Genomic DNA, 23,818 nt, shown 5'->3' with positions numbered 1-23,818 from the left:
GCCCCCGGGCTCAACTCCGTGTACACCTGCGGTATGACACCCGGAGGCGGCGCGTGCTCCGACCCGTAGGGGTCGCGGAGCGCACGCCGCCCGCCGTGCCGGTGGATCAGACGCCCAGGAACACGTAGTCCGCCTGGTAGGGGACGCCGACGACCGCGCCCGGCGTGCAGGGGCCGGCCGGAGCGACGCCGCCGACGGTGTTCAGCCGCAGGATCTCCGTGGTGCCGGCCAGCAGGCCGCGCTCCTTGCCGGACGAGGTGGCCCTGAGGTCCAGCTCGGGGATGTTGCCGTCGCCGTTCGGTGTCCTGGACAGGACCGCCCCGGTCACGGCGCTGCGGTCGGGGGCGATCCACTGCGGTGTACCGGAGTCGGGTGCGACGAAGGAGTGCGCGATGGCGCCGCCGAGGACGGCGCTGACGTCCCGTTGGGCGAAGGCGTACCCGCCGTCCGCGGCCGGCTTGCACGCGTAGATCTGCCTGCCCTTGAGGACGGACGCCTGGACGTTGTCGAGGGCGTCACGGAAGTCGAAGGAGGCGACGGTGATCCGGTGGAGCCGGCCACGGACGGCTCCGCCCGGGAACCGGGCGGTGTGCAGGTTGGCGTAGAAGGAGGTCGGGTCGGAGGTGAGCCGGTCGAGCAGCGCCGGGTCGTCGACCTGGACGGTGCCGGTGACGGTACGGCCCGGTCCCCTGCTCTTCAGGAGACCGGTGAAGTCGATCTTGACGGCGCCGTTGCTGCCCCTGGCGCCCTGGTGCAGGTGGAGGGCGGTGGGCCTGCCGGTGCCGCGCCACTTGACGGCGACGGAGACCTTGTCGCCCTTCACCTTGACGAACTGGAGCGCGGCGCCGTCCTTGTCGCCCACGGCGGGGCCGCCCGGCGTGGGGACCTCGTTGGCACCCCGGAGGCTCGCGGCGAGGAGGACGCCGTCCGCGCCGGTGCCACCACCGGGCGCGCGGCCGTCCCCGGCGGAGGCGGGCGTCACCGCGGCGACGACGGCGGACGCGGCCACCGCGACGGTGGTGACGAGCAGGCCCGTACGGCGTGTGCGGGACGTACGGACTGTCCGGGACGTACGGCGTACCGGGAACATCGTGCTGATGCCCATGAGCGTCTCCCCCTCGTGCGGCTGACGCCCCTGCGTCAGCGTCCGGGCAGCAGTACGGGGCTGATCTCGGTACGGGCTCGGTCGGCGCGCGTGATGTGCGTCACTCCTGGCGGGGTCAGCCGGCCCGGTGGACCACCGCGTCGCACATCTCCATCAGCGCCACCTTCGCGCCGCACTCCCGCAGCGGGGCGAGGGCCGAGCGGGCGTCCTGCGCGTAGCGGACCGTGTCCCGGCGGGCCTGCTCCAGGGCGGGGTGCGCCCGCAGGTCCGCCAGCGCCCGCGCGTGCCGCGCGTCGTCGGTGAGGTCGGAGGCCAGCAGCTCGCACAGCGCGATGTCCTCGGCCAGGCCCAGCCGGGCCGCGCGCTCGCGCAGCCGCAGGACCGGCAGGGTCGCGATGCCCTCGCGCAGGTCCGTGCCCGGGGTCTTCCCGGACTCGTGGGAGTCGGAGGCGATGTCCAGCACGTCGTCGGCGAGCTGGAAGGCGACGCCCAGCCGCTCGCCGTACTGCGTCAGCACGTCGACGACCGTCTCGTCGGCGCCCGACATCATCGCCCCGAAGCGGCAGGCCACCGCCACCAGCGAGCCCGTCTTGCCGCCCAGGACGTCGAGGTAGTGCTCGACCGGGTCGCGCCCGTCCTGCGGCCCCGCCGTCTCCAGGATCTGGCCCGTGACCAGGCGTTCGAACGCCTCCGCCTGGACCCGGACCGCCTCGGGCCCGAGGTCGGCCAGGATGTGCGAGGCGCGGGCGAACAGGAAGTCGCCGGTGAGGACGGCCACCGAGTTGCCCCAGCGGGTGTTCGCGCTGTCCACCCCGCGCCGCACCTCGGCCTCGTCCATCACGTCGTCGTGGTACAGCGTCGCCAGATGGGTCAGCTCCACCACCACCGCCGACGGGACGATGCCCGGCGCGTACGGGTCCCCGAACTGGGCGGCGAGCATCACGAGCAGCGGCCGGAACCGCTTTCCGCCCGCCCGCACCAGGTGCTGGGCGGCCTCCGTGATGAAGGGGACCTCACTCTTGGTGGCTTCGAGCAGTCCCTCCTCGACAGCCGCCAATCCGGCCTGGACATCGGCTTCCAGAGCCTGGTCCCGCACGCTCAGCCCGAACGGCCCGACGACGGTCACGAGGGATCTCCTGTCTGCTGGTGTCTACTGGCGATTACACGGTTTGTCGATAGGTCGCTGCTGTCACTCAAGTCAGCGTATCCGGTCACGTTTCGATCACCGATAGCGCCCACCGGTCCGGCCCAGGCGGTATGGGATCAGGGCAGATGTGTTTTTGATCACTTGAAAACATCGGACATCCATGGACTCACCGGGGGGGCAAAGGGCGGCGTCCCGGATCGCGGCCGGGGCCGCCTCCGGCAGCCGTCCGGCCCGGAGGACGATCATGCCTCCTCCCGCCCGTCGATCCCCACCGCCACCTCGGCGGATCCGCCCGGGTGTCCCGCCCCCGGGATCGCTCCGGTGAGCCTGCGCATCCGTTCCGTCCTTTCCCGCGAGGGGCCCGTGAGGCCCGCGAGGGGGCCCATGAGGACCTTCGCATCCCGCCCCGGCCGGAACCCGCCGTACGCGCGGACGCGACACCCCGTATCGAGGAACCGGTACCCGCGATCCCCGGACTCCTGCCACGCCACCCGCCCGGACGACACGCACTCGGCACCGGACCGGCCGACGGTGTCCCGGCGGCGACGAACGGGCGCCACCCTGCGGGTTCCGCGAGCGAGCGGCCGCCGGTCTCGGGAGCGGCGGACCCCATGGCCTGCCGCTTGGCTACGAGTTGGGCTCATTGCCCGTTTTGCCGCTCTTGCGCATGGCCGTGAGTTGGGTCACTCGGGGCCGCCCGCACCCGCATCTCGGCACACCGGCGTTTTCCCTTGCCCTCCACGCCAGTTGAGTCTTGGCAGACGCAAAGGATCAAGTGCCCCATACGCCTCAGACCAAGGTCAATAGGTACGAGGTGTGAATCCACCACTTGTTTCGGACATGTGCTCTCGCATACGTTCCGGGCCGTCGGGCGGACGCCTAATCCTGCCGCCGCCCATGGACACACCCATCGACGACACCGCACGGCAGGAGCGGGGGACCCAGGTAAGTCGCCGGGCCGGACGACACAGGTCGTGCCGGAACGGCTCGGGGTGAAGTCGCCTCGCCTCAGGGCGGTGCGGCCGGGCAGCTCCCGCCCGAACCCGACAGCTCACCTCGCAGGCGCCGGAGAGGAACACGTCCCCATGTCTGCACCCGGTCAGCACCGCGGCTCCAAGACCGCCCGCCTCGCCCGCAAGCTCGCCGTCGCCGGCACCGGAGTCGCCGTCCTGGCGCTCCCGCTCATCGGCGCCACCAGCGCCTCCGCGGCGACCCCGACCGTGGCCACCGCCTCCTCGCTGGGCTACGCCGACAACCTCGACGGCTGGATCCGGGCGTCCCTCCAGGTGATGGCGCAGCACGGAATCCCCGGTACGTACAACGGCATTCACCGCAACGTCATCCGGGAGTCCTCGGGCAACCCGTACGCCATCAACAACTGGGACTCGAACGCCGCCGCGGGCACCCCGTCCAAGGGCCTGTTGCAGACGATCGACCCGACCTTCCAGGCGTACCACGTGGCCGGCACCTCGTGGGACCCGTACGACCCGGTCGCGAACATCGTCGCCGCCTGCAACTACGCGGCCGCGCGGTACGGCTCGATCGACAACGTGTGGGGCGCGTACTAGTGCCGCGGCAGGCAACGTTTGCCCGTCAAGGAGCGGCGTCCGGTGCGTGCTCTCGGCATGCCGGCCGCCAGCCCTCGTACTGGATGTACTCGGGCTTTCGGCCGGTGCGGCGAGAGGGCGTGCCGGACGCCGCGAAGGGGCGAACGTTGCCTGCCACGGCACTAGGCGGACCCCGGCCGGTGCCGGGCCGTACGGTCCGGCACCGGCCGCCCGGGGGCGGCCCTCAGCGGAAGAGCCGTTCGAGGACGACCGCCACGCCGTCGTCCTCGTTCGAGAGGGTGATCTCGTCGGCCCCGGCCCTGAGTTCGGGGTGGGCGTTGGCCATGGCGACGCCGTGGGCCGCCCAGTCCAGCATGGGGATGTCGTTGGGCATGTCCCCGAAGGCGATGGTCCGGCGCGGCCCGAGTCCCAGGTGCTCGGCGGCCAGCGCGAGCCCCGTCGCCTTGGTGATGCCGCATGGCTGAAGTTCGACGGTCCCGGGCCCGGACATGGTGACCGTGGCGAGGGAACCGACCACCGAGCGGGCCGTCGCCGCCAACTCGTCGTCGGACAGGTCGGGATGGCGCAGCAGCACCTTGCTGATCGGCGCGTCCCACAGGTCGTCGCGCCGGCCCACGCGTACGGCGGGCAGCGTCGGGTGCGGCATCAGGTAGCCCGGCTCGATGAGCGTGAGCCCGTCGACACCGTCCTGGTCGACGGCGGCGTACACCTCGCCGACCTCCGCCTCGATCTTGCCGAGCGCGGTCTCGGCCAGCTCCCGGTCCAGGGTGACCGACCACAGCAGACGGTTCGCGCCGGCGTCGTACACCTGCGCGCCCTGCCCGCACACCGCGAGCCCCTCGCTGCCCAGGTCGTCGAGGAGGGGGCGCACTCTGGGCGCCGGCCGGCCGGTGACGACGAGGTGCCGGGCCCCCGCCGCCGCCACCCGCGCGAGCGCGGCGAGCGACCGGTCGGAGAGCGTGTCGTCGCCTCGCAGCAGCGTTCCGTCCAGGTCGGTGGCGATGAGTGCGTATGCGGTGGGTGCGGCCATGATCAGAGAATACGGACGGAACGCCGCGTCGACTCGACGTGAACCGGACGGCTACAGCCTTCACATGCGTTGACGGCTGCTCCGGTTACGGCGGTCGGCGGCGCGGTCACGCGGAGTCCCGCACCACCAGTTCCGTCGGGAGGATGACGCCCGCCGTGTCCTCTCCCGCGATCTGCGCGAGCAGCATGCGGACCATCTCGGCGCTGATGCGGTCGTAGGGCTGGCGCATCGTGGTGAGGGCCGGGGTGACGGCGGTGGCCGCGGCCGAGTCGTCGAAGCCGCCGACAGCGATGTCATCGGGGACCGAACGGCCGCTCTGCTGAAGCGCGTTGACGACTCCCTGGGCCATGAGGTCGGAGGCGGCGAACACCGCGTCGATGTCCGGGGCCCGCGCCAGCAGCCGACGGGCGGCCCGCTCGCCGCCGGTGCGCCGGTAGTCGCCCTCGACCACCAGCGCCGGGTCGTAGGGCAGACCCGCCTCGGCGAGCACGTCGCGGTAGCCGGCCAGGCGGTCGGTGCCGCCCGGGGTGTCCAGCGGTCCGGTGACCATGCCGATGCGGCGGCGGCCGCCGGCGAGGAGGTGGCGGACCATCTCCTGGGCGCCGTCGCGGTCGGCGGCCGCCACGTAGCTGACCCTGGATCCCAGGCCGAGCGGCTTGCCGCAGGCCACCAACGGGATGCCGGCGTCGCGCAGTTCGACGGCGACCGGGTCCCCGCTGTGGCTGGAGACCAGCAGCACGCCGTCGACGTGTCCCGAGGTGATGTACCGCGTCAGCCGGCGCCGGTCGTCGTCGCTCGCCGCCAGCATGAGCAGCAGCGGGATGTCGTGCTGGGCCAGGCGCTCGGTGCAACCCCGCAGCAGGACGTTGAAGTTGGGGTCCTCGAAGAACTTCTCCTGCGGTTCGGTCAGCAGGAACGCCACCGAGTCCGAACGGCCGGTGCTCAGGCTGCGCGCATGCCGGTTGACCACGTACCCGGTCTTCCTGATGGCGGCCTCGACCGCCCGGCGGGCGGCCGGGGAGACGTAGTGGCCGCCGTTCAGGAAGCGGGAGACGGTGCCCCGCGACACGCCGGCCTCCCGCGCCACGTCGTGGATGGTGGGCGGTCGGCGGCGTCCGTTGGCGCTGGTGGTCATGTTCCTCGTTCGTGACGGTGGATGCGGCGGATGCCTCAGGCCTTGACCGAGCCGCTCAGCAGGTCCAGGGACCAGAACCGCTGGATCACCAGGAAGAGCGCGATCAGCGGGACGATCGCGAGCAGGCATCCGGTGATGACCAGGGTGTAGAGGGCGGGCTGTGAGGCGCCCTGCGCGAGCAGCGTGTAGAGCCCGAGGGTGAGCGGGAACTTGGTGTCGTCGGCCAGCATCACGAACGGCAGCAGGAAGTTGTTCCAGATGCCGACGAACTGGAAGAGGAACACCGTGATCAGGCCCGGCATCATCATCGGCACCGCGATCCGGGTGAAGATCCGCCACTCGCTCGCGCCGTCCATGCGGGCGGCTTCGAGGAGTTCGGCGGGCACCGCGGCGGACGCGTAGATGCGGACCAGGTAGACGCCGTACGGGGAGAGGATGGACGGCAGCAGCATCGACCAGTACGAGTCGGCCATGCCCATCTTCGACAGCATCAGGTACTGCGGTACGGCCAGCACGACACCCGGCACCAGGACGCCGGCCAGGATCAGCTTGAAGACGAACTCCCGTCCCCGGAAGGCGAACCGGCCGAGCGCGTACCCGCCGCCGGCCGAGACCGCGGCGGACAGCAGGGCGCCGAGTCCCGCGTAGAAGGCGGAGTTGGCCATCCACTGCCAGTAGATGCCGTCCCGGTAGGCGTTCAGGTCGCTCAGGTTGTCGAGGAAGCCGGTGCCGGGCGCGAAGGTGAAGGTGGAGAACAGCTCCGACCGGTCCTTGGTCGCCGCGATGACCACCCAGGCGATGGGGACCAGGCAGTACAGCGCGCCCAGGATCAGCACCAGGGTGGGGACCCAGGCGGTGCGCCGGGCGCCGCGCGTCCCGCCGGTGGCGTCGGCGGTGAGGGTGAGGGGAGTCATGCCCGGTCCTCCCGGGTGTAGCGGTCGGAGACACGCAGCAGGGTGAAGGAGACGACGAAGGTGGCCAGGGCCAGGACGACCGCGGTGGCCGAGGCGCCGTAGATGTCGGACCTCAGGAAGGCGCTGTCGTAGATGGCCATCAGCGGACTCCAGGTGGTCGGCAGGCCGTTGGTCAGCGGCCTGAGGGCCATGGGTTCGGTGAAGACCTGGAGGGTGGCGATCACCGAGAAGAAGAGGGTGAGCACCAGGGAGGGCGCCACGATCGGGATCTTGATCCGGAGGGCGATCTTCAGGTCGGACGCGCCGTCGATCCGCGCGGCCTCGTAGATCTCCTTCGGGATGGCCCGCAACGCGGTGTAGATGACGATCATGTTGAAGCCGGTGCCGCCCCACACCGCGATGTTCGCGAACGACAGGTACAGGTTGCCGCCGTCGAACAGGTCCGGCTGCGGCAGGCCGAACTCGCGCAGCAGGTAGTGGAACGGGCTGACGTCCGGCAGGTAGAGGAAGCCCCACATCAGGGCGGCGATGATGCCGGGCACCGCGTACGGCAGGAAGATCGCGAGCCGCGCGAACCTGGCGCTGCGGGCCTTCGGGGTGTCGAGCATCAGCGCGAACAGCAGCGCGAGACCGAGCATCGTCGGGACGACGATCAGGCCGTAGCCGAAGGCGCGCAGCACGCTGTTGCCGAACTCGGAGTCGTGCAGGACGTCGGCGTAGTTGCCGAGGCCGTTCCAGACCTGCGAGCGGGCGCCGGAGCCGAGGCCGATGCCCTTGACCTGGACCTTGTGGAGGCTGAGCCAGACCGCGTACCCGATCGGGACCACGGTGAAGGCGGCGAACAGGACCAGGGTCGGCACCAGGAACCAGTACGGTGCGCTGCGGCCACGGCGGCGGGAGCGGCTGGGGCGGACGGTCTTGGCGGTGCCGGTGCCGTCCGCCAAGGGCCCGGCCGTGGTGCGGCCGGTGCCCTTGAGCGGAGTGCTGGTCATGCCTCGGTCACCTCGAAGCCCTGCTTCTTCATGTCGTCGAAGGTCTTGGTGTGCATGGTGGCGAGGGCGGAGGTGAACTGGGTCTCCTTCTTCGCCTTGGTGGCCTTGCCGAAACCGTCGGTGAAGGCGGTGTAGGCGGTCTGCACGTTCGGGCCCCAGGCGGAGGCGGCCGTGGTGGCGGCGATCTGGGCGGCCGTGTCGTAGAAGTCCTTCTGGTTCGGGAAGAACGCGGGCGTGGTGAGCACGTCACCCGACTGGCCCTTGGTGGCCGCCGGGTAGACGCCGGCCTCCTTGACCAGGGCGGCGAGCGCCTCCGGGTCGGTGTTGATCCAGCGGGCGAACTTCGTCGCGGCCTCGGCGTGCTTGGAGTCGGTGGAGACTCCGGTGGAGGAACCGCCCCAGCTGCCGGTGACGTTCTCGCCGGACTTCCACTGCGGCAGCGGGGCCATCCGCCACTTGCCCTCGGTCTCGGGGGCTGAGGAGACCAGCACGCCGGGCGCCCACACGGCGGAGACCCAGGCGAGGTGGGTGCCCTTGTTCAGGGCGTTGTTCCACGCCGGGGTGTACATCGGCTGGTTGTCGATGACGCCCTCCTGCACGAGGCCGCCCCAGAACTCGGCGACCTGCCGGGTGGCGGCGTCGTCGATGCCGACGGTCCACTTGCCGCTGCCGTCGACGGTCCACCACTTGCCGCCGGCCTGCTGGGCGAGGCCCGCGAACAGACCGGGGTCGTTGGCGGAGAAGGTGGTCAGGTAGGCGTCCGGGACGGCCTTCCGGGCGGCGCGCGCGGTCTCGGCGAACTCGGTCCAGGTCTTCGGCACGGACAGGCCGTGCTTCTTGAAGAGGTCCTCGCGGTAGTAGAACATCAGCGGCCCGGAGTCCTGCGGGATGCCGTAGACCGCGTCGGTGCCGAGGGTGACCATGCCCCAGAGCCCCTCGGCGAACTCGGACTTGGCGTCACCGGCGTACTTCGAGATGTCGGCCAGGACGTCGTTGGAGACCAGGGTCGGCAGCGACTGGTACTCGGCCTGGATCAGGTCGGGCGCGTTGCCGGCCTTCTTCGCGGTGATCAGCTTGGAGACGATCTCGGCGCCGCTGGCCTGCTTGGAGACCGTGACCGTGATGTCCGGGTTCTTCTTGTTCCAGATCGCGGCGACCTTCTCCATGTTGGGCGCCCACGACCAGTAGGTCAGCTTGACCGGCCCGCTGCTCCCCCCGGAGTCCTCGTCGTCGGAACCGCCGCAGGCGGCGAGGGTGCCGGTGAGGCCGAGGGCGGCGGCCCCGGCGAGGATGCTGCGCCTGCTGACCTGATGGCGGTGGATCGACATCTTCATCTCCCCTGATGTGTAGCCGAACTCGGTACGTCCCGCGTACGCGGCAACCGCCGTGGGGGGAGGTTCTGCGGACGTGACCGAGGGGCTGTGCGCGAGGGCCGCGCGGCTCTGTGATCGTGCACAGTAGAGAATTGTTTCGTCCCCTTGTCAATGGCGAGAGCCTGGGGTTACCTACTTGTTGCCCCCGGCTGCCAGTGGTGTTCTGTACTGTGCACGATCACAGAAACTGGCCGTCACCTTCGCCGATCGCAGGGAGTCGTCGCATGCTCCGAGCCACCGATTCCGCCGCCCTGCCGGGGGCGTCCGGGGACGCGTGGGGCGTCGCCCCGCCGAAGGGCCGCCGGGGCCGTTGTGCGTGGGGGCGTCGGGGCGTCGGACGCGGGGCGTCAAGGCGTCGGACGCGGGGCGTCGGGGCTGCGCCGGCCGGCGGTGCCTGGACTGCTCCGTGGCGCCTCCGCTGAGCAGTGCCTGGACTGCTCCGTGGCGCCTCCACTGAGCGGGACCTCCGTTGAACGGAACATCAGCTGAACCTCCGTAGATCCACCGCCCGAACTTCCGTAGGACCCACCGCCCGGTGTCACCCCCGGAGCCGATTCCCCGTGACCGTCACTGTGAAGGGACCCTGACATGCGTAGACGCAGTGTTCTGACCGCCGCCGGAGCCGCCGCGCTGGCCGTTCCCGTACTGGGCGCGGCCCCCGCCGTCGCCGGTACCGGAACCGCGAGCCACCGCGGCCGGCTGGAGATCCGCGGCGTGGACATCTCCTCGCTGCCGAAGAACGAGGACAAGGGCGCCGTCTACCGCCGTGCCGACGGCCGCCGCGACGACCCGGTCCGCATCCTCGCCGCCTCGGGCGTCACCCACGCCCGGCTGAAGGTGTGGGTCGACCCGGCCGACGGCTACAACGACAAGGCGCACGTCCTCGCCCTGGCCCGGCGCCTGAAGCGGGCCGGCATCGGCATCTGGGTCGACTTCCACTACTCCGACACCTGGGCCGACCCGGCGCACCAGACCAAGCCGGCCGCCTGGGCGGACCTGGACGTCGCCGGCCTGACCCGGGCGGTCTACGACCACACCGCCGACGTCCTCGGCGCGCTGCGGCGGCAGGGCACCCCGGCCGGCCTGGTGCAGATCGGCAACGAGCTGAACGGCGGCATGCTCTGGCCCGAGGGCGACTGGGAGCACTGGGCCAACCTCGCCGCGTTCCTCAAGGCCGGCCTGCGCGCGGCCCGCGACACCACCCCGCGCATCCGTACGATCCTGCACCTGGCCAACGGCGGCGACAACGGGCTGTACCGCTGGTGGTTCGACAACGCGGTGTCCCACGGCGTCGACTTCGACATCATCGGGCTCTCCTACTACCCCTTCTGGCACGGGCCGGTGGAGCAGGCCGCCGCCAACATGGCGGACATCACGGCCCGTTACGGCAAGCCGTGTGTGATCGCGGAGACCGCGTACCCGTTCACTCTGAAGAGCGAGGACGACGTCAACGACATCATGAACGACCCCGCGCAACTCACCGAGGGCTTCCCCGCCACGCCCGAGGGCCAGGCGGCCTGGCTGCGCGCCGCGGCCGACCTCGCCGCCGCCGTCCCCGGCGGACAGGGCCTCGGCTACTGCTACTGGGAGGGCGTGTGGACCTACCGCGCCGGCAGCGGCTGGAACCCCCAGGACCCGGCGTCCGGCAACGCGTGGGAGAACCTCGCGCTGTTCGACTTCGAGGACAGGGCACTGCCCGGGCTGAGGACGCTGGGGCGCTACCGGGCGTAGGCCGGCCGGGTATGGGGGCGGGGGCTTTGGGCGGCGGGCCGTTGGGCGACAGGCTCTGCGAGGCGCCAGGCCCCTGCCCGGCGGCAGCCACAAGGCTGCCGCCCCCGCGCCGACAGCCGGTGTAGCGGGCTACACCAGTGATACGGGTGGCCGTTCCCTCGTGGGGGCGGGCGGACGACGGGATCGTGGACGGCAGAAGACGTCCACGGATCCTCTCCGCGGATGCTCGCCCCACGAAGGGGCCGGCCCATGTCCGCGAACCGCCGCCGGCGCCGTGTCACCCGGGTCGCCACAGCCGTGGCCGCCGTCGCCCTGACCGCCGGTCTCGCGACCGCCTGCGACCCCGACGACTTCGACACCTCACTGGACTGCGTCTCCCACGCCGGCACGATCTCCGACAGCCTCAAGGCCATCCACGAGGCCGGCTGGGACGCGGCGAAGGACCCCTCGCGCACCGACGAGTCGATCGGCACGATCGAGAAGAACCTCGACGAGATCGACAAGGACACCGACGACAGCAGGGTCGACAAGGCGGTCGACGACCTCCACCAGGCGATCAAGGACTACGACGAGTCCGTCCTGGACGGGGACACCAGCCCGGACTCAGGCAGGATCGACGCGGCGGCCGACAAGCTGAGGGACGTCCGCACGACGTGATGCCCGCCGACACCCCGACACCCCCGACGCCCCGATGCCCCCGGGAGTCCGTGCCGCGTGCGCCCCTCGGCACCGGTGCGGGCGGGGCGGGTCCGTCGTTCCCCATGACAGGGGGCGAACGGGGCGCGGACCGGGGGCCGGGCATGCGGGCGGCACTGCGGGAGACCCGGGCACAACGGCGCCGCATCCCGCCCGCGACGCCGCGCGTGGGGCACCGCCTGCTGTCCGCCGACCCGTCGCGCGTAGGCCCCCGCGTCCCGCCCGCCGACCGCCGGGCGTACGCCGGTGGACCCCGGCCGCCGGACCGCTGCTCCCGATCCGTATGCCGCGCCGCTGCCCCCCGCCGGTAGGCGTCGCGGACCCGTGCCGCGCCCGGCCCGCGCGGTGCGAAGCGGGTGCCGTGCCCGGGTCGCGGCACCGGCCCGTGCGACGCCGTCGGCGGAAGTCACTGCCCAGAGCAGGCAACTCGGCCGTAACGTGTGGCTCGGTCACCTGGATCCCCCGGGCCCCAGGTGGACACAGCGACTCCACCGACCGCACGGTTCGTACGAGAGTGAGGCAGCACCCCATGCCCCCCTTCGATATTCCCGAGGGCGACCCCTTCGGCCCGCACAACCTTCCGTACGGTGTCTTCTCCCTTCCCGGCGCGACGGACCGGACCGTAGGCATCCGGTTGGGTGACCACGTGCTCGACGCGGGCGCGGCGGCCGCCGCCCTCGGCTCCCCCTACGTCTCCCTGCTCGCGCGCCCCTCGCTGAACCCGCTGCTCGCCGCGGGCCGCACCGCTTGGTCCGACGTGCGGCGCGCGCTGACGGCGTGGGTGACGGTCCCGTCCCACCAGGAGGCGATCGAGCGGTTCTTCCATCCGCTGTCCTCCGTCACCCTGCACCTCCCCTTCGACGTCGCGGACTACGTCGACTTCTACGCCTCCGAGAACCACGCCCGGAACGTCGGCCGGATCTTCCGTCCCGACGCCGCCGACTCCCTGACCCCCAACTGGAAGCACCTGCCGATCGGTTACCACGGCCGCTCCGGCACGGTCGTGGTCTCCGGCACCGACGTCGTACGGCCGTCGGGCCAGCGCAAGGCGCCCTCCGAGGCGGCGCCCGTGTTCGGCCCGTCGATCCGCCTGGACATCGAGGCGGAGGTCGGCTTCGTGGTCGGGGTGCCGTCGCGGACCGGCCGCCCGGTGCCCCTCGCCGACTTCCGCGAGCACGTCTTCGGCCTGTGCCTGCTCAACGACTGGTCGGCGCGCGACATCCAGGCCTGGGAGTACGTCCCGCTCGGCCCGTTCCTCGGCAAGTCCTTCGCCACCTCGGTGTCGGCGTGGATCACCCCGCTGGACGCCCTGGAGGAGGCGCGGGTGGCTCCGCCGGAGCGCACTCACACGCTGCTGGAGTACCTGGACGACTCCGACGAGGAGCCCGGCGGCTACGACCTGAGCCTCTCGGTCGCCGTCAACGGGCACGTCGTGTCGGAGCCCCCCTTCTCCACCATGTACTGGACCGCCGCCCAGCAACTGGCCCACATGACCGTCAACGGCGCCGGCCTGCGCACGGGCGACCTGTACGGGTCCGGCACGGTGAGCGGACCCACCGAGCGGGAACGGGGGTCCCTGCTGGAGCTGACCTGGAACGGCACCGAGCCGCTGGAACTCCCCGACGGCAAGCGGACGTTCCTGGAGGACGGCGACGTGGTGACCCTGTCGGCGTGGGCACCCGGGCCGCACGGGATGCGGGTGGGGCTGGGCGAGGTCGGCGGGCGGGTCGTGCCGACCGTCTGACGGCCTGACTCCCGCGCCTCACGCCGTCATACTGGCGACGGGCGGCACGCACGCTCCGCGACACCCGCCGCCCGCCCCGCCGCACAGAGCCGCCGCACGGAGCCGCCGCACAGGGCCCCGTCGTCCCACCGCCCGACCCGTAGCCGCCCCTCTTCGATCAGGATCCGGAGCCCGTGGCATGACCTTCTGCCTGCTCCTGCTGAGCGTCGTCGCCGTGACGGCCGCCGTGCCGGTCCCCCGCGCGCTGACCCGGGCCGGGTGGCCCGAACGGGACCCGGTGGTCGGGCTGTGGGTGTGGCAGTGCCTGGTCGCCACGGTCCTGCTGTGCTGTCTGACCGCCCTGGTGCTGGGTGCTGCGGCCGTCTTCCACACGGTCCGCGACCGGGTCTTCGCCCCGGCACCGCCCGCCGTGACGGCGGCGTACGACCTCTCCGCGGCCCCGGCCTGGGCGGTCGCCCTCACGCTGCTGCTGGCGTGCGGGGCGGCCTGGACGACCGCGATGCTGGCCCGGGAGCTCGCCGAGGCGCGCCGGCGCCGCGTCCGGGCCCGCGCCCACCTGCGCGAACGCGCCCCCGACCTGCCGGCCGGCCTGTCCGCCGCGCGCGGCCCCCTCCTGGTGCTCGAGGACGAGTACCCGGACGCCTGGTGGATGCCGGGCAGCCCGCCCCAGCTGATCGTCACGACCGGCGCCCTGCACCGTCTCACCGACCACCAGCTCGACGCGGTCCTCACCCACGAACGCGGCCACGCCCGTGCCCGTCACGACTGGCTGCTCCACCTCTCCACCGCGCTGGCCACCGGCTTCCCCCGGGTCCCGCTCTTCGCCCACTTCTGCGACCAGACCCACCGCCTGGTCGAACTCGCCGCCGACGACACGGCCTCCCGCCGCTGCGGCCACCTCACCACCGCCCTGGCGCTGATCGAGCTCAACCAGCACCGGGGCGTCCTGTCCTGCGCCTCCACCCACCGCCTCCTCGGCGAACGCGTCGACCGTCTCCTGGAACCCCGGCCCAGGCTCGGCCGCAGGCACCGCGCCCTGACGACGACCGCGGCGGCGCTGGTCCCCCTCCTGCCCCTGCTGATCACCTTCGCCCCGGGCCTGACGGCGCTGACGTAGGGGGCGCCCCTCCTCCACACCGGCGCTGGTGAGCGGGGCGCGGTGGGGTGTCATGGCGCCCGGACGTCCATCGCCGACGCGGGCGCGGAGGCCGACAGATCCGTCCGCCGGGGCAGCAGGAGCGGGGTGGCGAGCAGGAGAACGCCGGACAGGGTGATCGCGGCGAGCGGGCTGGTGAGGGTGGCGAGAACGCCCCAGACCACCATCAGGGCGGCCTGGAGGAGTCTGCCGGCCGCGCTCCAGGTACTGAGGACCCGGGCCGTGTGATCCGCGGGCGTCCGTCGCAGGCGTTCCGTCGCGTGGACCGGGTTGAAGACGCCCATACAGGTGATCAGCAGGCTCTCGACGACGATCACGGTGAGAAGCCCGGGGACGCCGGGGCCGACGAACGCGAGACCGAGCGGGAAGAGTGAGCGCAGCCAACCGGAGGCCGTCATGACCCGGTACCGGCCGTAGCGGGTCACGAGGCGCGCGGAGAGGCGCGCTCCGACGAAGCCGCCGAGTGCCGGGACGCCGAAGGCGAGACCGTACTGCCAGGCCGGGAAGTGGTACTGCCCCAGCAGGAGGACGGACAGGAGCGGGGCGGTGGCCATGATGAGGCCGCCGACCAGGATCGAGTTGAGGAACAGACGCCTCAGTACGCGGTCGCGCAGGATGAACCGCCAGCCGCCGAGGAGGTCGGCTCCGCGCGGTCTGGTGGTCCGGTCGCGCGGTACCGCGATGTCGCCGCCGCGGACGCGGAGGAGCCCGAGCGCGGACAGCAGGTAGCTGAGCGCGTCGGCCATGACGGTCACCACCGGGCCGACCAGCCCCACGAGCGCACCACCGAGGGGCGGGCCCGCCGCCGTCGCCACCCAGCTCGTGCCCTCGAACCTCCCGTGCGCCACGAGCAGTTGATCACCCCGCACGAGATGCCTCAGATACGCGCCGGACGCGGCGGTGAAGGCGGTGCCCGCGGTCCCGGAGACCACCGAGACGACCAGCAGCTGGCCGTAGGAGAGCACGCCGAGGACGTACGCGACCGGGACACTCGCCATCGCGGCGAACCGGACCAGGTCCGTCGCGATCATCACCGGACGCTTGGCCCGGTGCTCGACCCACGGCCCGAGCGAGAACGCGACGACCGCCGCGACGGCGAGCCCGGCCGCCTCCAGGAGCGCCACGGCGAAGGCCGACGCGTGCAGCACCCGGACCGCGATCAGCGGGAACGCGCCGAACGCGATCCACGTGCCGTACGTACTGACGGCGTAGGCCGACCACAGCCGGCCGAAATCGCGCCCCAACCGCACGCGCATGTGCCCCCCTCGTGACAACCGATGTCCGGGTCTCCGCATCACACCCGCCGCACCGGTGGCGGATCAAACAACCGGCTCCCGGGCGAGCCACAACCATCGGTTGGGCCCGCCTAGGCTGGAGCGGTGGATACCGAGGCGGTGCGGTCCTTCGTCCGTGCGGCCGAGCTCGGACAGCTGCGGCACGCGGCCGACGAGCTCGGCGTCACACAGCAGGCCGTGTCGAAGCGGATCGCGGCCCTGGAGCGGGAACTCGGCGTGCGGCTGTTCACCCGCACCGCCCGAGGGGTCGAGCCGACACTCGACGGCCAGGCCTTCCTCCCGCACGCCCGCGCCATCGTCACGGGCGTCGATCGCGCCGTCGCCGCGATCCGACCGGGCTCGCGGGCCCTGCGTATCGACGTGCTCGGTCTGCGGTCCGCGCAGGCCGTCGTCCTGCACGAGTACTGGCGGTCGCATCCCGAAACGGACCTCGACGTGGTGACCCTCAAGGTCGACGACCCGCGTCTGGCGGTCGGCGCCGTCCAGGCGGGCGACGTCGACGCCTCGTTCCGCTCGGTCACCGAACCGGCCGCACTGCCGCGCGACGTGCGGATGATCCACGCGTTCGACTCCCCGCTGGAGCTCCTCGTCGGCCCGAGGCACCCGCTCGCCTCCGCGCGCACGCTCACCCCGTCGCGGTTGCGCCGGCACCGCATCTGGGTCCCGGGCATCGCGCCCCGCAGCGAATGGGCGGACTTCTACGATCAGCTCGCCACCGACTTCGGCCTGCGCGTGGACGCGGCGGGACCGAACTTCGGCAACGAGGTGCTCCTCGACGTGCTCGCGGACTCCGCGGACGTGGCCACCCTCGTGGGCTCCCGCGACCGGTACATCTGGCCGACCCACCACGACCTGCGCCGCATCCCGATCGTGAACCCGACGCTCGCGTATCCGCTCTCGCTCCTCCTCCGCCGAGCCGATCCACACCCAGGGCTCCGGTCCGTCATCCACCACTTCGCCGGCCTGACACCGCCTCCCGAACCGGTCTGGCGCCCCACCTGGGCACCAACACCAGGCCCCACCGACCCACACACCGAACCCACCCACCGCTGACACCCGCGGCAGCCGTGCCACCCAGCCACAACCGGGACGGCGACCAGACCTGCCGGCCTCGCCCCGCCTGCTGGCCCTCCTGTCCCTCGCGGAGGAGGAACCCGACCACTCGGCCCTCGCCCCCTACCTGACCGATCCCGAACCCTCCGTCCGCCGTACCGCCGTCACCGTCCTGACCGAGACGGTGCCGCCCGGCACCGGCCCGGCGCTCGCCACGGCGCTGGCCGACCCGGACCCGGGTGTCCGCGCCGCCGCGGCGGCCTCCCTGCGCGAACTCGTCGAGACGCTTCCGCCGGAAGCCGCGCTACGGGACCGTCTCGCCGCTGCCCTGTCCGGCGCCGACCCAGTCGTCCGGGCCACCGCGCTGGACGTCCTGCGCGCCCTGCGGCTCGGCGACGCCGCCCTGTTCACCCCCGCTCTCACCGACTCCGACACGGCCGTCCGCATCGAGGCGGTCCGCGCCCTCGTCTCGGTGGACGCGGTCACCGTCCTGTCCCACGCGGCCACCACCGAGCCCTCCCGCGAGGTCCGCGTCGCCCTCGCCAAGTCCCTGGCCACCCTGAGTGCCGGCGGCCGGGCATCGGCGGGGTCCGACGCCGACACCGTCCTGTCCGCGCTCACCGTCCTCCTCGACGACCCCGATGCCCTGGTCCGCGGGGCCGCCTACGAGGCGCTGGCCGCCGTGGGCTGCCCGGTCCCGCTGGCCGACCGGGCCGTGACCGCCCAGGGCGACCCCGCCTGGCAGGTCCGTGCCGGCGCCGCGACCGCGCTGGGCGCCGCCGGCCCGGACATGGCCGTCCCCGCACTCGCCAAGGCCCTGGCCGACCCGAACGCCGACGTCCGCAAGGCCGCCGTCCTGGCCCTGACCCGCCACACCACCGCCGAGGACGCCCGCACGGCCCTCTCCACGGCCACGACTGACCCGGACGCCGACGTCAGGGCGTACGCGACCCGGGCACTGTGACGGGGCGGCGGGGTACCGGGACCGGTGCGGACGGGCGGGTCGGTACCGGCGCCGGTGCGATGGCCGATGCCGGCGCCGGTGCCCGGTACTCGTGGCGGTGCCTTGCCGTTGCCGGTACCCGTGGCGGTGCCGGTACCCGCGCCGGCGCCCGTGCCGACGTGAAGGACGGCACCGCCGCCCCTATATCCAGTCGTCCGGCTCAGGCTCCGCGTCCATCTCCGGCCAGTGGTCCGCGCCCGGGTCGGCGTCGGCCGCCGGGCCGGGGGTAGCCGTAGAGGTCACCGCGTCCGTGGCCGTGGCCATGGCCGCGTCCGTGGCCGTGGCCGTCGCGCCGGGACGCCCGCCCAGCCCCGCCAGCACCGCGACCACGCCTTCCCCGTACGTCACCAGCTTCTTCTCGCCCACTCCGCTGATCCCGCCGAGCTGCTCCACCGAGGCGGGCCACACCGTGGCGATCTCCCGGAGCGTGGCGTCGTGGAAGATGACGTAGGCCGGAACGCCCTGCTCCCGTGCCTGCTCGGCCCGCCAGGCCCGCAGCGCCTCGAACGCGTTCACCAGTTCCTCGGGCAGTTCGGCCGCCGCGGCCGCGGCCTTGGCCTTGCGCTCGCCCCGCCCGGAGCCGGACGACCCCGACGCCGACCGCGAGGTCACCGCCTTCTTCGGTTCCTTGCGCAGCGGCACCTCGCGCTCCCGCCGCAGCACCGCACCGCTCGCCTCGGTCAGCACCAGCGTGCCGTAGTCCCCTTCGACCGCCAGCAACCCCTGGGCCAGCAACTGCCGTACCACTCCGCGCCATTCGCCCTCGGAGAGTTCCTCGCCGATACCGAAGACGGACAGCTGGTCGTGGTCGAACTGGATGACCTTGGCCGTGCGCTTGCCCTGCAGGATGTCGACGATCTGAACCGCGCCGAACTTCTGCCCCCGCTCCCGCTGTAGCCGTACCACCGTCGACAGCACCTTCTGGGCCGCGACCGTGCCGTCCCAGGTCTCCGGCGGGGTGAGGCAGGTGTCGCAGTTGCCGCAGCCCGCCCGGTCCGGGTCCTGGCCGAAGTAGGCGAGGAGCTGGCCGCGCCGGCACTGGGCCGTCTCGCACAGCGCGAGCATCGCCTCCAGGTGGGCGGCGGCCCGGCGGCGGAACGCCTCGTCGCCCTCGCTCGACTGGATCATCTTGCGCTGCTGTATGACGTCGTTGAGGCCGTAGGCCATCCACGCCGTCGACGGCAGTCCGTCACGGCCGGCGCGGCCGGTCTCCTGGTAGTAGCCCTCGACCGACTTCGGCAGGTCCAGGTGGGCGACGAAACGGACGTCCGGCTTGTCGATGCCCATGCCGAAGGCGATGGTCGCGACCACGACCAGGCCGTCCTCCCGCAGGAAGCGCGACTGGTGGGCCGCACGGGTGCCCGCGTCCAGGCCCGCGTGGTACGGCACCGCCTCGATGCCGTTGCGGGACAGGAACTCGGCCGTCGCGTCGACGGACTTGCGCGAGAGGCAGTACACGATGCCCGCGTCGCCCGCGTGTTCCTCGCGCAGGAAGGCCAGCAGCTGCTTCTTGGGGTCGGCCTTCGGCACGATCCGGTACTGGATGTTGGGCCGGTCGAAGCTCGCCACGAAGTGGCGGGCCCGCGGCATGTTCAGCCGCTGGGTGATCTCCTTGTGCGTCGCGTCCGTGGCCGTCGCCGTCAGGGCGATGCGCGGGACGTCCGGCCAGCGCTCACCGAGCAGCGACAGGGCCAGGTAGTCGGGGCGGAAGTCGTGACCCCACTGGGACACGCAGTGCGCCTCGTCGATCGCGAAGACCGCGATTTTGCCGCGCGAGAGCAGGTCCAGCGTGGACTCCAGACGCAGCCGCTCCGGCGCCAGGTAGAGCAGGTCCAGCTCGCCGGCCAGGTACTCGGCCTCCACCACCCGCCGCTCGTCGAAGTCCTGCGTGGAGTTCATGAACCCGGCCCGCACACCGAGCGCCCGCAGCGCGTCCACCTGGTCCTGCATGAGCGCGATGAGCGGCGAGACCACGATGCCCGTGCCGGGTCTGACCAGGGACGGGATCTGGTAGCACAGCGACTTGCCGCCGCCGGTGGGCATGAGGACGACGGCGTCCCCGCCGGCCACCACGTGCTCGATGACCGCTTCCTGCTCGCCCCGGAAGGCGTCGTAGCCGAAGACCCGGTGCAGCGCGGCCAGCGCCTCGCTGTCACCGGGTGCCGTCGGCGTGTGTACCGCGGTCGTCACAACCGTCCCGCCCATCCCGTACCTCGCTCGTCCCCCGTGCGTCGTCCCTCGACCACTGCCTCCACGATAGGGGTCCGCACCGACAGTCCCGGAGTTATCCACAGGCCGCCCGGCACAACTCGCGTCAAGGACGCGAAACTCGTTCACACGTTCGTGGAAGACCTGTCCGTTTCCGCCCGACACTCTGAACGCCATGCCTCCGAGCTGGAGCCGACCACCGGCGCCTACAGCGGCGTGGACATCTTCCGCGAGCGGATGAAGGTGGCCGCCCAGTCCGGGTGGACCTGGGCCGGCGGCGTGGCGGGCGGGGGGGTGCCGGCGCCGCGCACTCACCGGTGTCCAGCCGCACCGCGGAAGCGGCGAGTAATCCGCCACCGCATGGCACATCCCTGGTACCGCCCCCGCACGCAGCAGCCCGGCCCCCGCGAAGGGGAGCCGGGCTTTCACGCCTGCCGACGAGCTGGTCTCAGCGCACGAACACTCCCGCCTGGTTCGCCAGGTCCAGGAAGTACTGCGGCGCGACGCCGAGCACCAGCGTGACGGCCACGCCGACCCCGATCGCCGTCGTCGTCAGTGGTGACGGCACCGCCACGGTCGGCCCCTCGGGCCGCGGCTCGCTGAAGAACATCAGCACGATGACGCGGATGTAGAAGAAGGCGGCGATCGCGGACGAGATCACACCGACCACGACCAGGGGGGCCGCGCCGCCCTCCGCCGCCGCCTTGAACACGGCGAACTTGCCGGCGAACCCGGAGGTCAGCGGGATCCCCGCGAAGGCCAGCAGGAACACCGCGAACACGGCCGCCACCAGCGGCGAACGCCGGCCCAGCCCGGCCCACTTGGACAGGTGTGTCGCCTCGCCGCCCGCGTCCCGCACCAGCGTGACCACCGCGAACGCGCCGATCGTCACGAACGAGTACGCGGCCAGGTAGAAGAGGACGGACGAGACGCCGTCCGGCGTGGTCGCGATGACACCCGCGAGGATGAAGCCCGCGTGCGCGATCGACGAGTACGCCAGCAGCCGTTTGATGTCGGTCTGCGTGATCGCGACGATCGCGCCGCCCAGCATGGTGACCACCGCGACGCCCCACATGACCGGCCGCCAGTCCCAGCGCAGGCCCGGCAGCACGACGTACAGGATCCTCAGCAGCGCCCCGAAGGCGGCCACCTTCGTCGCCGCCGCCATGAAGCCGGTCACCGGGGTCGGCGCGCCCTGGTAGACGTCGGGCGTCCACATGTGGAACGGCACCGCGCCGACCTTGAAGAGCAGACCCATGATGATCATCGCGGCGCCGATGAGCAGCAGCGCGTCGTTGCCCATGGTGGCCGCGAGCGCCGGGTCGACGGTCGTGACGGTGCCGTCGACGACCTGCGCGATCGTGGCGTACGACATCGAGCCGGAGTAGCCGTAGAGCAGGGCGATGCCGAACAGCGTGAACGCCGACGCGAACGCGCCGAGCAGGAAGTACTTGACCGCGGCCTCCTGCGACATCAGCCGCTTGCGGCGGGCCAGGGCGCACAGCAGGTAGAGCGGGAGGGAGAAGACCTCCAGCGCGACGAACAGTGTCAACAGGTCGTTGGCCGCCGGGAAGATCAGCATGCCGGCGACGGCGAACAGCAGCAGCGGGAACACCTCGGTGGTGGTGAACCCGGCCCGCACCGCGGCCTTCTCGCTGTCGCTGCCCGGCACGGAGGCGGCCTGCGCGGCGAAGGAGTCCACCCGGTTGCCGTGCGCCTCCGGATCGAGCCGCCGTTCGGCGAAGGTGAACAGGCCGACCAGGGAGGCCAGCAGGATGGTGCCCTGCAGGAACAGGGCCGGTCCGTCGACGGCGATCGCGCCCATCGCCGCGATGCCCGCCTTGGTCGTGGCGTACCCGTCGGCGGCGAGTGCGACGACCGCCGCGAAGCCGGCGGTCAGCGCGACCACGGACACGAAGAGCTGCACGTAGTAGCGGGACTTGCGCGGGACGAACGCCTCGACCAGCACCCCGATGATCGCCGCGCCGACGACGATCAGGGTGGGCGACAACTGTCCGTACTCGATCTTCGGCGCGTCGATCTTCGAGATCGGGTCGGCCGCGGTTGTCCACAGGCTGTGGACGGCTGTTGCGCTCACTTGGCCGCCTCCACCTCGGGCTGGGGGTCCTTCTCATGGACGTCGGACATGGTCTGCTTGACCGCCGGATCGATGATGTCGGTGACGGGCTTCGGGTAGACGCCCAGGAAGATCAGCAGGACGACCAGCGGGACGACGACCACCAGTTCCCGCACCCTGAGATCCGGCATCGTGGCGACCTCGGGTTTCACCGGGCCCGTCATCGTCCTCTGGTAGAGGACGAGGGTGTACAGCGCGGCGAGCACGATGCCGAAGGTGGCGATGATCCCGATCACCGGGTAGCGCGCGAACGTGCCGACCAGGACCAGGAACTCGCTCACGAAGGGCGCGAGCCCGGGCAGCGACAGGGTCGCCAGGCCGCCGATCAGGAAGGTGCCGGCGAGCACCGGGGCGACCTTCTGCACTCCTCCGTAGTCGGCGATGAGCCGCGAGCCGCGACGCGAGATCAGGAAGCCGGCCACCAGCATCAGCGCGGCCGTGGAGATCCCGTGGTTGACCATGTAGAGCGTCGCGCCGGACTGGCCCTGGCTGGTCATCGCGAAGATGCCCATGATGATGAAGCCGAAGTGCGAGATCGACGCGTACGCGACCAGCCGCTTGATGTCCCGCTGGCCGACGGCGAGCAGCGCCCCGTAGATGATGCTGATCAGGGCCAGCACGAGGATGACGGGCGTCGCCCACTTCGACGCCTCCGGGAACAGCTGGAGGCAGAAGCGGAGCATCGCGAAGGTGCCGACCTTGTCGACGACCGCGGTGATGAGGACGGCGACCGGGGCGGTGGCCTCCCCCATCGCGTTGGGCAGCCAGGTGTGCAGCGGCCACAGGGGCGCCTTCACCGCGAAGGCGAGGAAGAAGCCGAGGAACAGCCAGCGTTCGGTGTTGGTCGCCATGTCGAGCGAGCCGTTGGCACGGGCCTCGGCGATCTCCTGGAGCGAGAAGTTCCCGGCGACCACGTAGAGCCCGATCACCGCGGCCAGCATGATCAGTCCGCCGGCCAGGTTGTAGAGCAGGAACTTCACCGCCGCGTACGACCGCTGGGTGGAGGCCGCCTCCTCGCCGTGCTGGTGGGCCCGGTCCCCGAAGCCGCCGATGAGGAAGTACATCGGGATCAGCATGGCTTCGAAGAAGATGTAGAAGAGGAAGACGTCGGTGGCCTCGAAGGAGATGATCACCATCGCCTCGACGGCGAGGATCAGCGCGAAGAAGCCCTGAGTGGGCCGCCAGCGCTTGTTGCCCGTCTCCAGCGGGTCGGCGTCGTGCCAGCCCGCGAGGATGATGAACGGCATCAGCAGGGCCGTCAGCGCGACGAGCGCCACCCCGATGCCGTCCACACCCAGCTCGTACCGGACCCCGAAGTCGGCGATCCAGGCGTGCGATTCGGTGAGCTGGTAGCGGTCGCCGTCCGGGTCGAAACGGACCAGGACGACGAGCGCGAGGACGAGCGTGGCGAGCGAGACGAGCAGGGCCAGCCATTTGGCGGCGGTGCGCCGCGCGGCCGGCACGGCGGCCGTGGCGATGGCCCCGAGGGCCGGGAGCACCGCCGTCGCTGTCAGCAGGGGAAAGGACATCG

At 72.0% G+C, this 23,818-nt stretch carries 17 protein-coding genes, 1 pseudogene and 1 riboswitch; of the genes and pseudogenes, 7 read left to right on the top strand and 11 right to left on the bottom strand.

Annotated elements, in window-relative coordinates; all coding sequences use genetic code 11:
- Positions 1 to 106 precede the first annotated feature (106 nt).
- A complete protein-coding gene (locus tag QQS16_RS24345; protein WP_286063987.1) occupies positions 107 to 1,105 on the bottom strand; it encodes a CHRD domain-containing protein in 999 nt (332 codons plus the stop codon).
- Between the two features lie 115 nt (positions 1,106 to 1,220).
- Complete coding sequence (locus QQS16_RS24340) at positions 1,221 to 2,231, bottom strand: polyprenyl synthetase family protein (protein ID WP_286063986.1); 1,011 nt, start codon at positions 2,229 to 2,231, stop codon at positions 1,221 to 1,223.
- A 922-nt stretch (positions 2,232 to 3,153) separates the two neighbouring features.
- A riboswitch (cyclic di-AMP (ydaO/yuaA leader) is annotated at positions 3,154 to 3,330 on the top strand.
- A gap of 7 nt (positions 3,331 to 3,337) precedes the next feature.
- Between QQS16_RS24340 and QQS16_RS24335 the strand changes: the two genes are divergently transcribed.
- Positions 3,338 to 3,820 (top strand): transglycosylase SLT domain-containing protein, encoded by a 483-nt coding sequence (locus tag QQS16_RS24335; RefSeq protein WP_286063985.1) that lies wholly within the window; start codon positions 3,338 to 3,340, stop codon positions 3,818 to 3,820.
- A gap of 223 nt (positions 3,821 to 4,043) precedes the next feature.
- Here the strand turns inward: QQS16_RS24335 and QQS16_RS24330 are convergent, their stop codons facing one another.
- From QQS16_RS24330 to QQS16_RS24310, 5 genes are all read right to left on the bottom strand, one after another.
- Positions 4,044 to 4,850 (bottom strand): HAD family hydrolase, encoded by an 807-nt coding sequence (locus QQS16_RS24330; RefSeq protein WP_286063984.1) that lies wholly within the window; start codon positions 4,848 to 4,850, stop codon positions 4,044 to 4,046.
- 106 nt (positions 4,851 to 4,956) lie between these two features.
- Complete coding sequence (locus QQS16_RS24325; RefSeq protein ID WP_286063983.1) at positions 4,957 to 5,985, bottom strand: LacI family DNA-binding transcriptional regulator; 1,029 nt, start codon at positions 5,983 to 5,985, stop codon at positions 4,957 to 4,959.
- Positions 5,986 to 6,020: 35 nt separating this feature from the next.
- Entirely contained in the window at positions 6,021 to 6,899 is an 879-nt protein-coding gene (locus QQS16_RS24320) for a carbohydrate ABC transporter permease (protein ID WP_286063982.1), read from the bottom strand.
- Positions 6,896 to 7,891 carry a carbohydrate ABC transporter permease gene (locus QQS16_RS24315; RefSeq protein ID WP_286063981.1) on the bottom strand — a complete coding sequence of 332 codons (996 nt, stop codon included), beginning with the start codon at positions 7,889 to 7,891 and terminating at the stop codon, positions 6,896 to 6,898. The genes QQS16_RS24320 and QQS16_RS24315 overlap by 4 nt, the downstream gene beginning before the upstream one ends.
- Entirely contained in the window at positions 7,888 to 9,225 is a 1,338-nt protein-coding gene (locus tag QQS16_RS24310; RefSeq protein WP_286063980.1) for an ABC transporter substrate-binding protein, read from the bottom strand. The genes QQS16_RS24315 and QQS16_RS24310 overlap by 4 nt, the downstream gene beginning before the upstream one ends.
- Before the next feature lie 627 nt (positions 9,226 to 9,852).
- Here QQS16_RS24310 and QQS16_RS24305 point away from each other — a divergent pair.
- The 4 genes from QQS16_RS24305 to QQS16_RS24290 all read left to right on the top strand — a co-directional run bounded on the left by QQS16_RS24305 (position 9,853) and on the right by QQS16_RS24290 (position 14,552).
- Positions 9,853 to 10,995 carry a glycoside hydrolase family 53 protein gene (locus QQS16_RS24305; RefSeq protein WP_286063979.1) on the top strand — a complete coding sequence of 381 codons (1,143 nt, stop codon included), beginning with the start codon at positions 9,853 to 9,855 and terminating at the stop codon, positions 10,993 to 10,995.
- 249 nt (positions 10,996 to 11,244) lie between these two features.
- Positions 11,245 to 11,652 (top strand): hypothetical protein, encoded by a 408-nt coding sequence (locus tag QQS16_RS24300; RefSeq protein ID WP_286063978.1) that lies wholly within the window; start codon positions 11,245 to 11,247, stop codon positions 11,650 to 11,652.
- A gap of 568 nt (positions 11,653 to 12,220) precedes the next feature.
- On the top strand, positions 12,221 to 13,435 hold the full coding sequence (gene fahA, locus QQS16_RS24295; RefSeq protein WP_286063977.1) for a fumarylacetoacetase: 1,215 nt from the start codon (positions 12,221 to 12,223) through the stop codon (positions 13,433 to 13,435).
- A gap of 178 nt (positions 13,436 to 13,613) precedes the next feature.
- Positions 13,614 to 14,552 (top strand): M56 family metallopeptidase, encoded by a 939-nt coding sequence (locus QQS16_RS24290; protein WP_286063976.1) that lies wholly within the window; start codon positions 13,614 to 13,616, stop codon positions 14,550 to 14,552.
- Between the two features lie 50 nt (positions 14,553 to 14,602).
- Here the strand turns inward: QQS16_RS24290 and QQS16_RS24285 are convergent, their stop codons facing one another.
- A complete protein-coding gene (locus tag QQS16_RS24285; protein WP_286063975.1) occupies positions 14,603 to 15,847 on the bottom strand; it encodes an MFS transporter in 1,245 nt (414 codons plus the stop codon).
- Positions 15,848 to 15,970: 123 nt separating this feature from the next.
- Here QQS16_RS24285 and QQS16_RS24280 point away from each other — a divergent pair, with 123 nt between their 5' ends.
- Positions 15,971 to 16,939: a LysR family transcriptional regulator gene (locus QQS16_RS24280; protein WP_286063974.1), complete on the top strand. Its 969-nt coding sequence runs from the start codon at positions 15,971 to 15,973 to the stop codon at positions 16,937 to 16,939.
- Positions 16,902 to 17,903, top strand: a pseudogene (locus QQS16_RS24275) (HEAT repeat domain-containing protein); the annotation flags it as partial. The gene QQS16_RS24280 and the pseudogene QQS16_RS24275, both read left to right, overlap by 38 nt.
- Before the next feature lie 180 nt (positions 17,904 to 18,083).
- On the opposite strand, the gene recQ reads toward QQS16_RS24275, so the two are convergent.
- The 3 genes from recQ to QQS16_RS24260 form a co-directional block, all read right to left on the bottom strand.
- Positions 18,084 to 20,147, bottom strand: a complete 2,064-nt coding sequence (gene recQ, locus QQS16_RS24270; RefSeq protein ID WP_286063973.1) for a DNA helicase RecQ — start codon at positions 20,145 to 20,147, stop codon at positions 18,084 to 18,086.
- A gap of 451 nt (positions 20,148 to 20,598) precedes the next feature.
- A complete protein-coding gene (nuoN, locus tag QQS16_RS24265) occupies positions 20,599 to 22,248 on the bottom strand; it encodes an NADH-quinone oxidoreductase subunit NuoN (RefSeq protein ID WP_286063972.1) in 1,650 nt (549 codons plus the stop codon).
- On the bottom strand, positions 22,245 to 23,816 hold the full coding sequence (locus tag QQS16_RS24260) for an NADH-quinone oxidoreductase subunit M (RefSeq protein ID WP_286063971.1): 1,572 nt from the start codon (positions 23,814 to 23,816) through the stop codon (positions 22,245 to 22,247). The genes nuoN and QQS16_RS24260 overlap by 4 nt, the downstream gene beginning before the upstream one ends.
- Positions 23,817 to 23,818: the final 2 nt, after the last annotated feature.

This window comes from Streptomyces sp. ALI-76-A (assembly GCF_030287445.1).
GTDB lineage: Bacteria > Actinomycetota > Actinomycetes > Streptomycetales > Streptomycetaceae > Streptomyces.
Note: the sequence above shows the minus strand (reverse complement) of the source record. Positions and strands in the feature narration are given on the sequence as shown.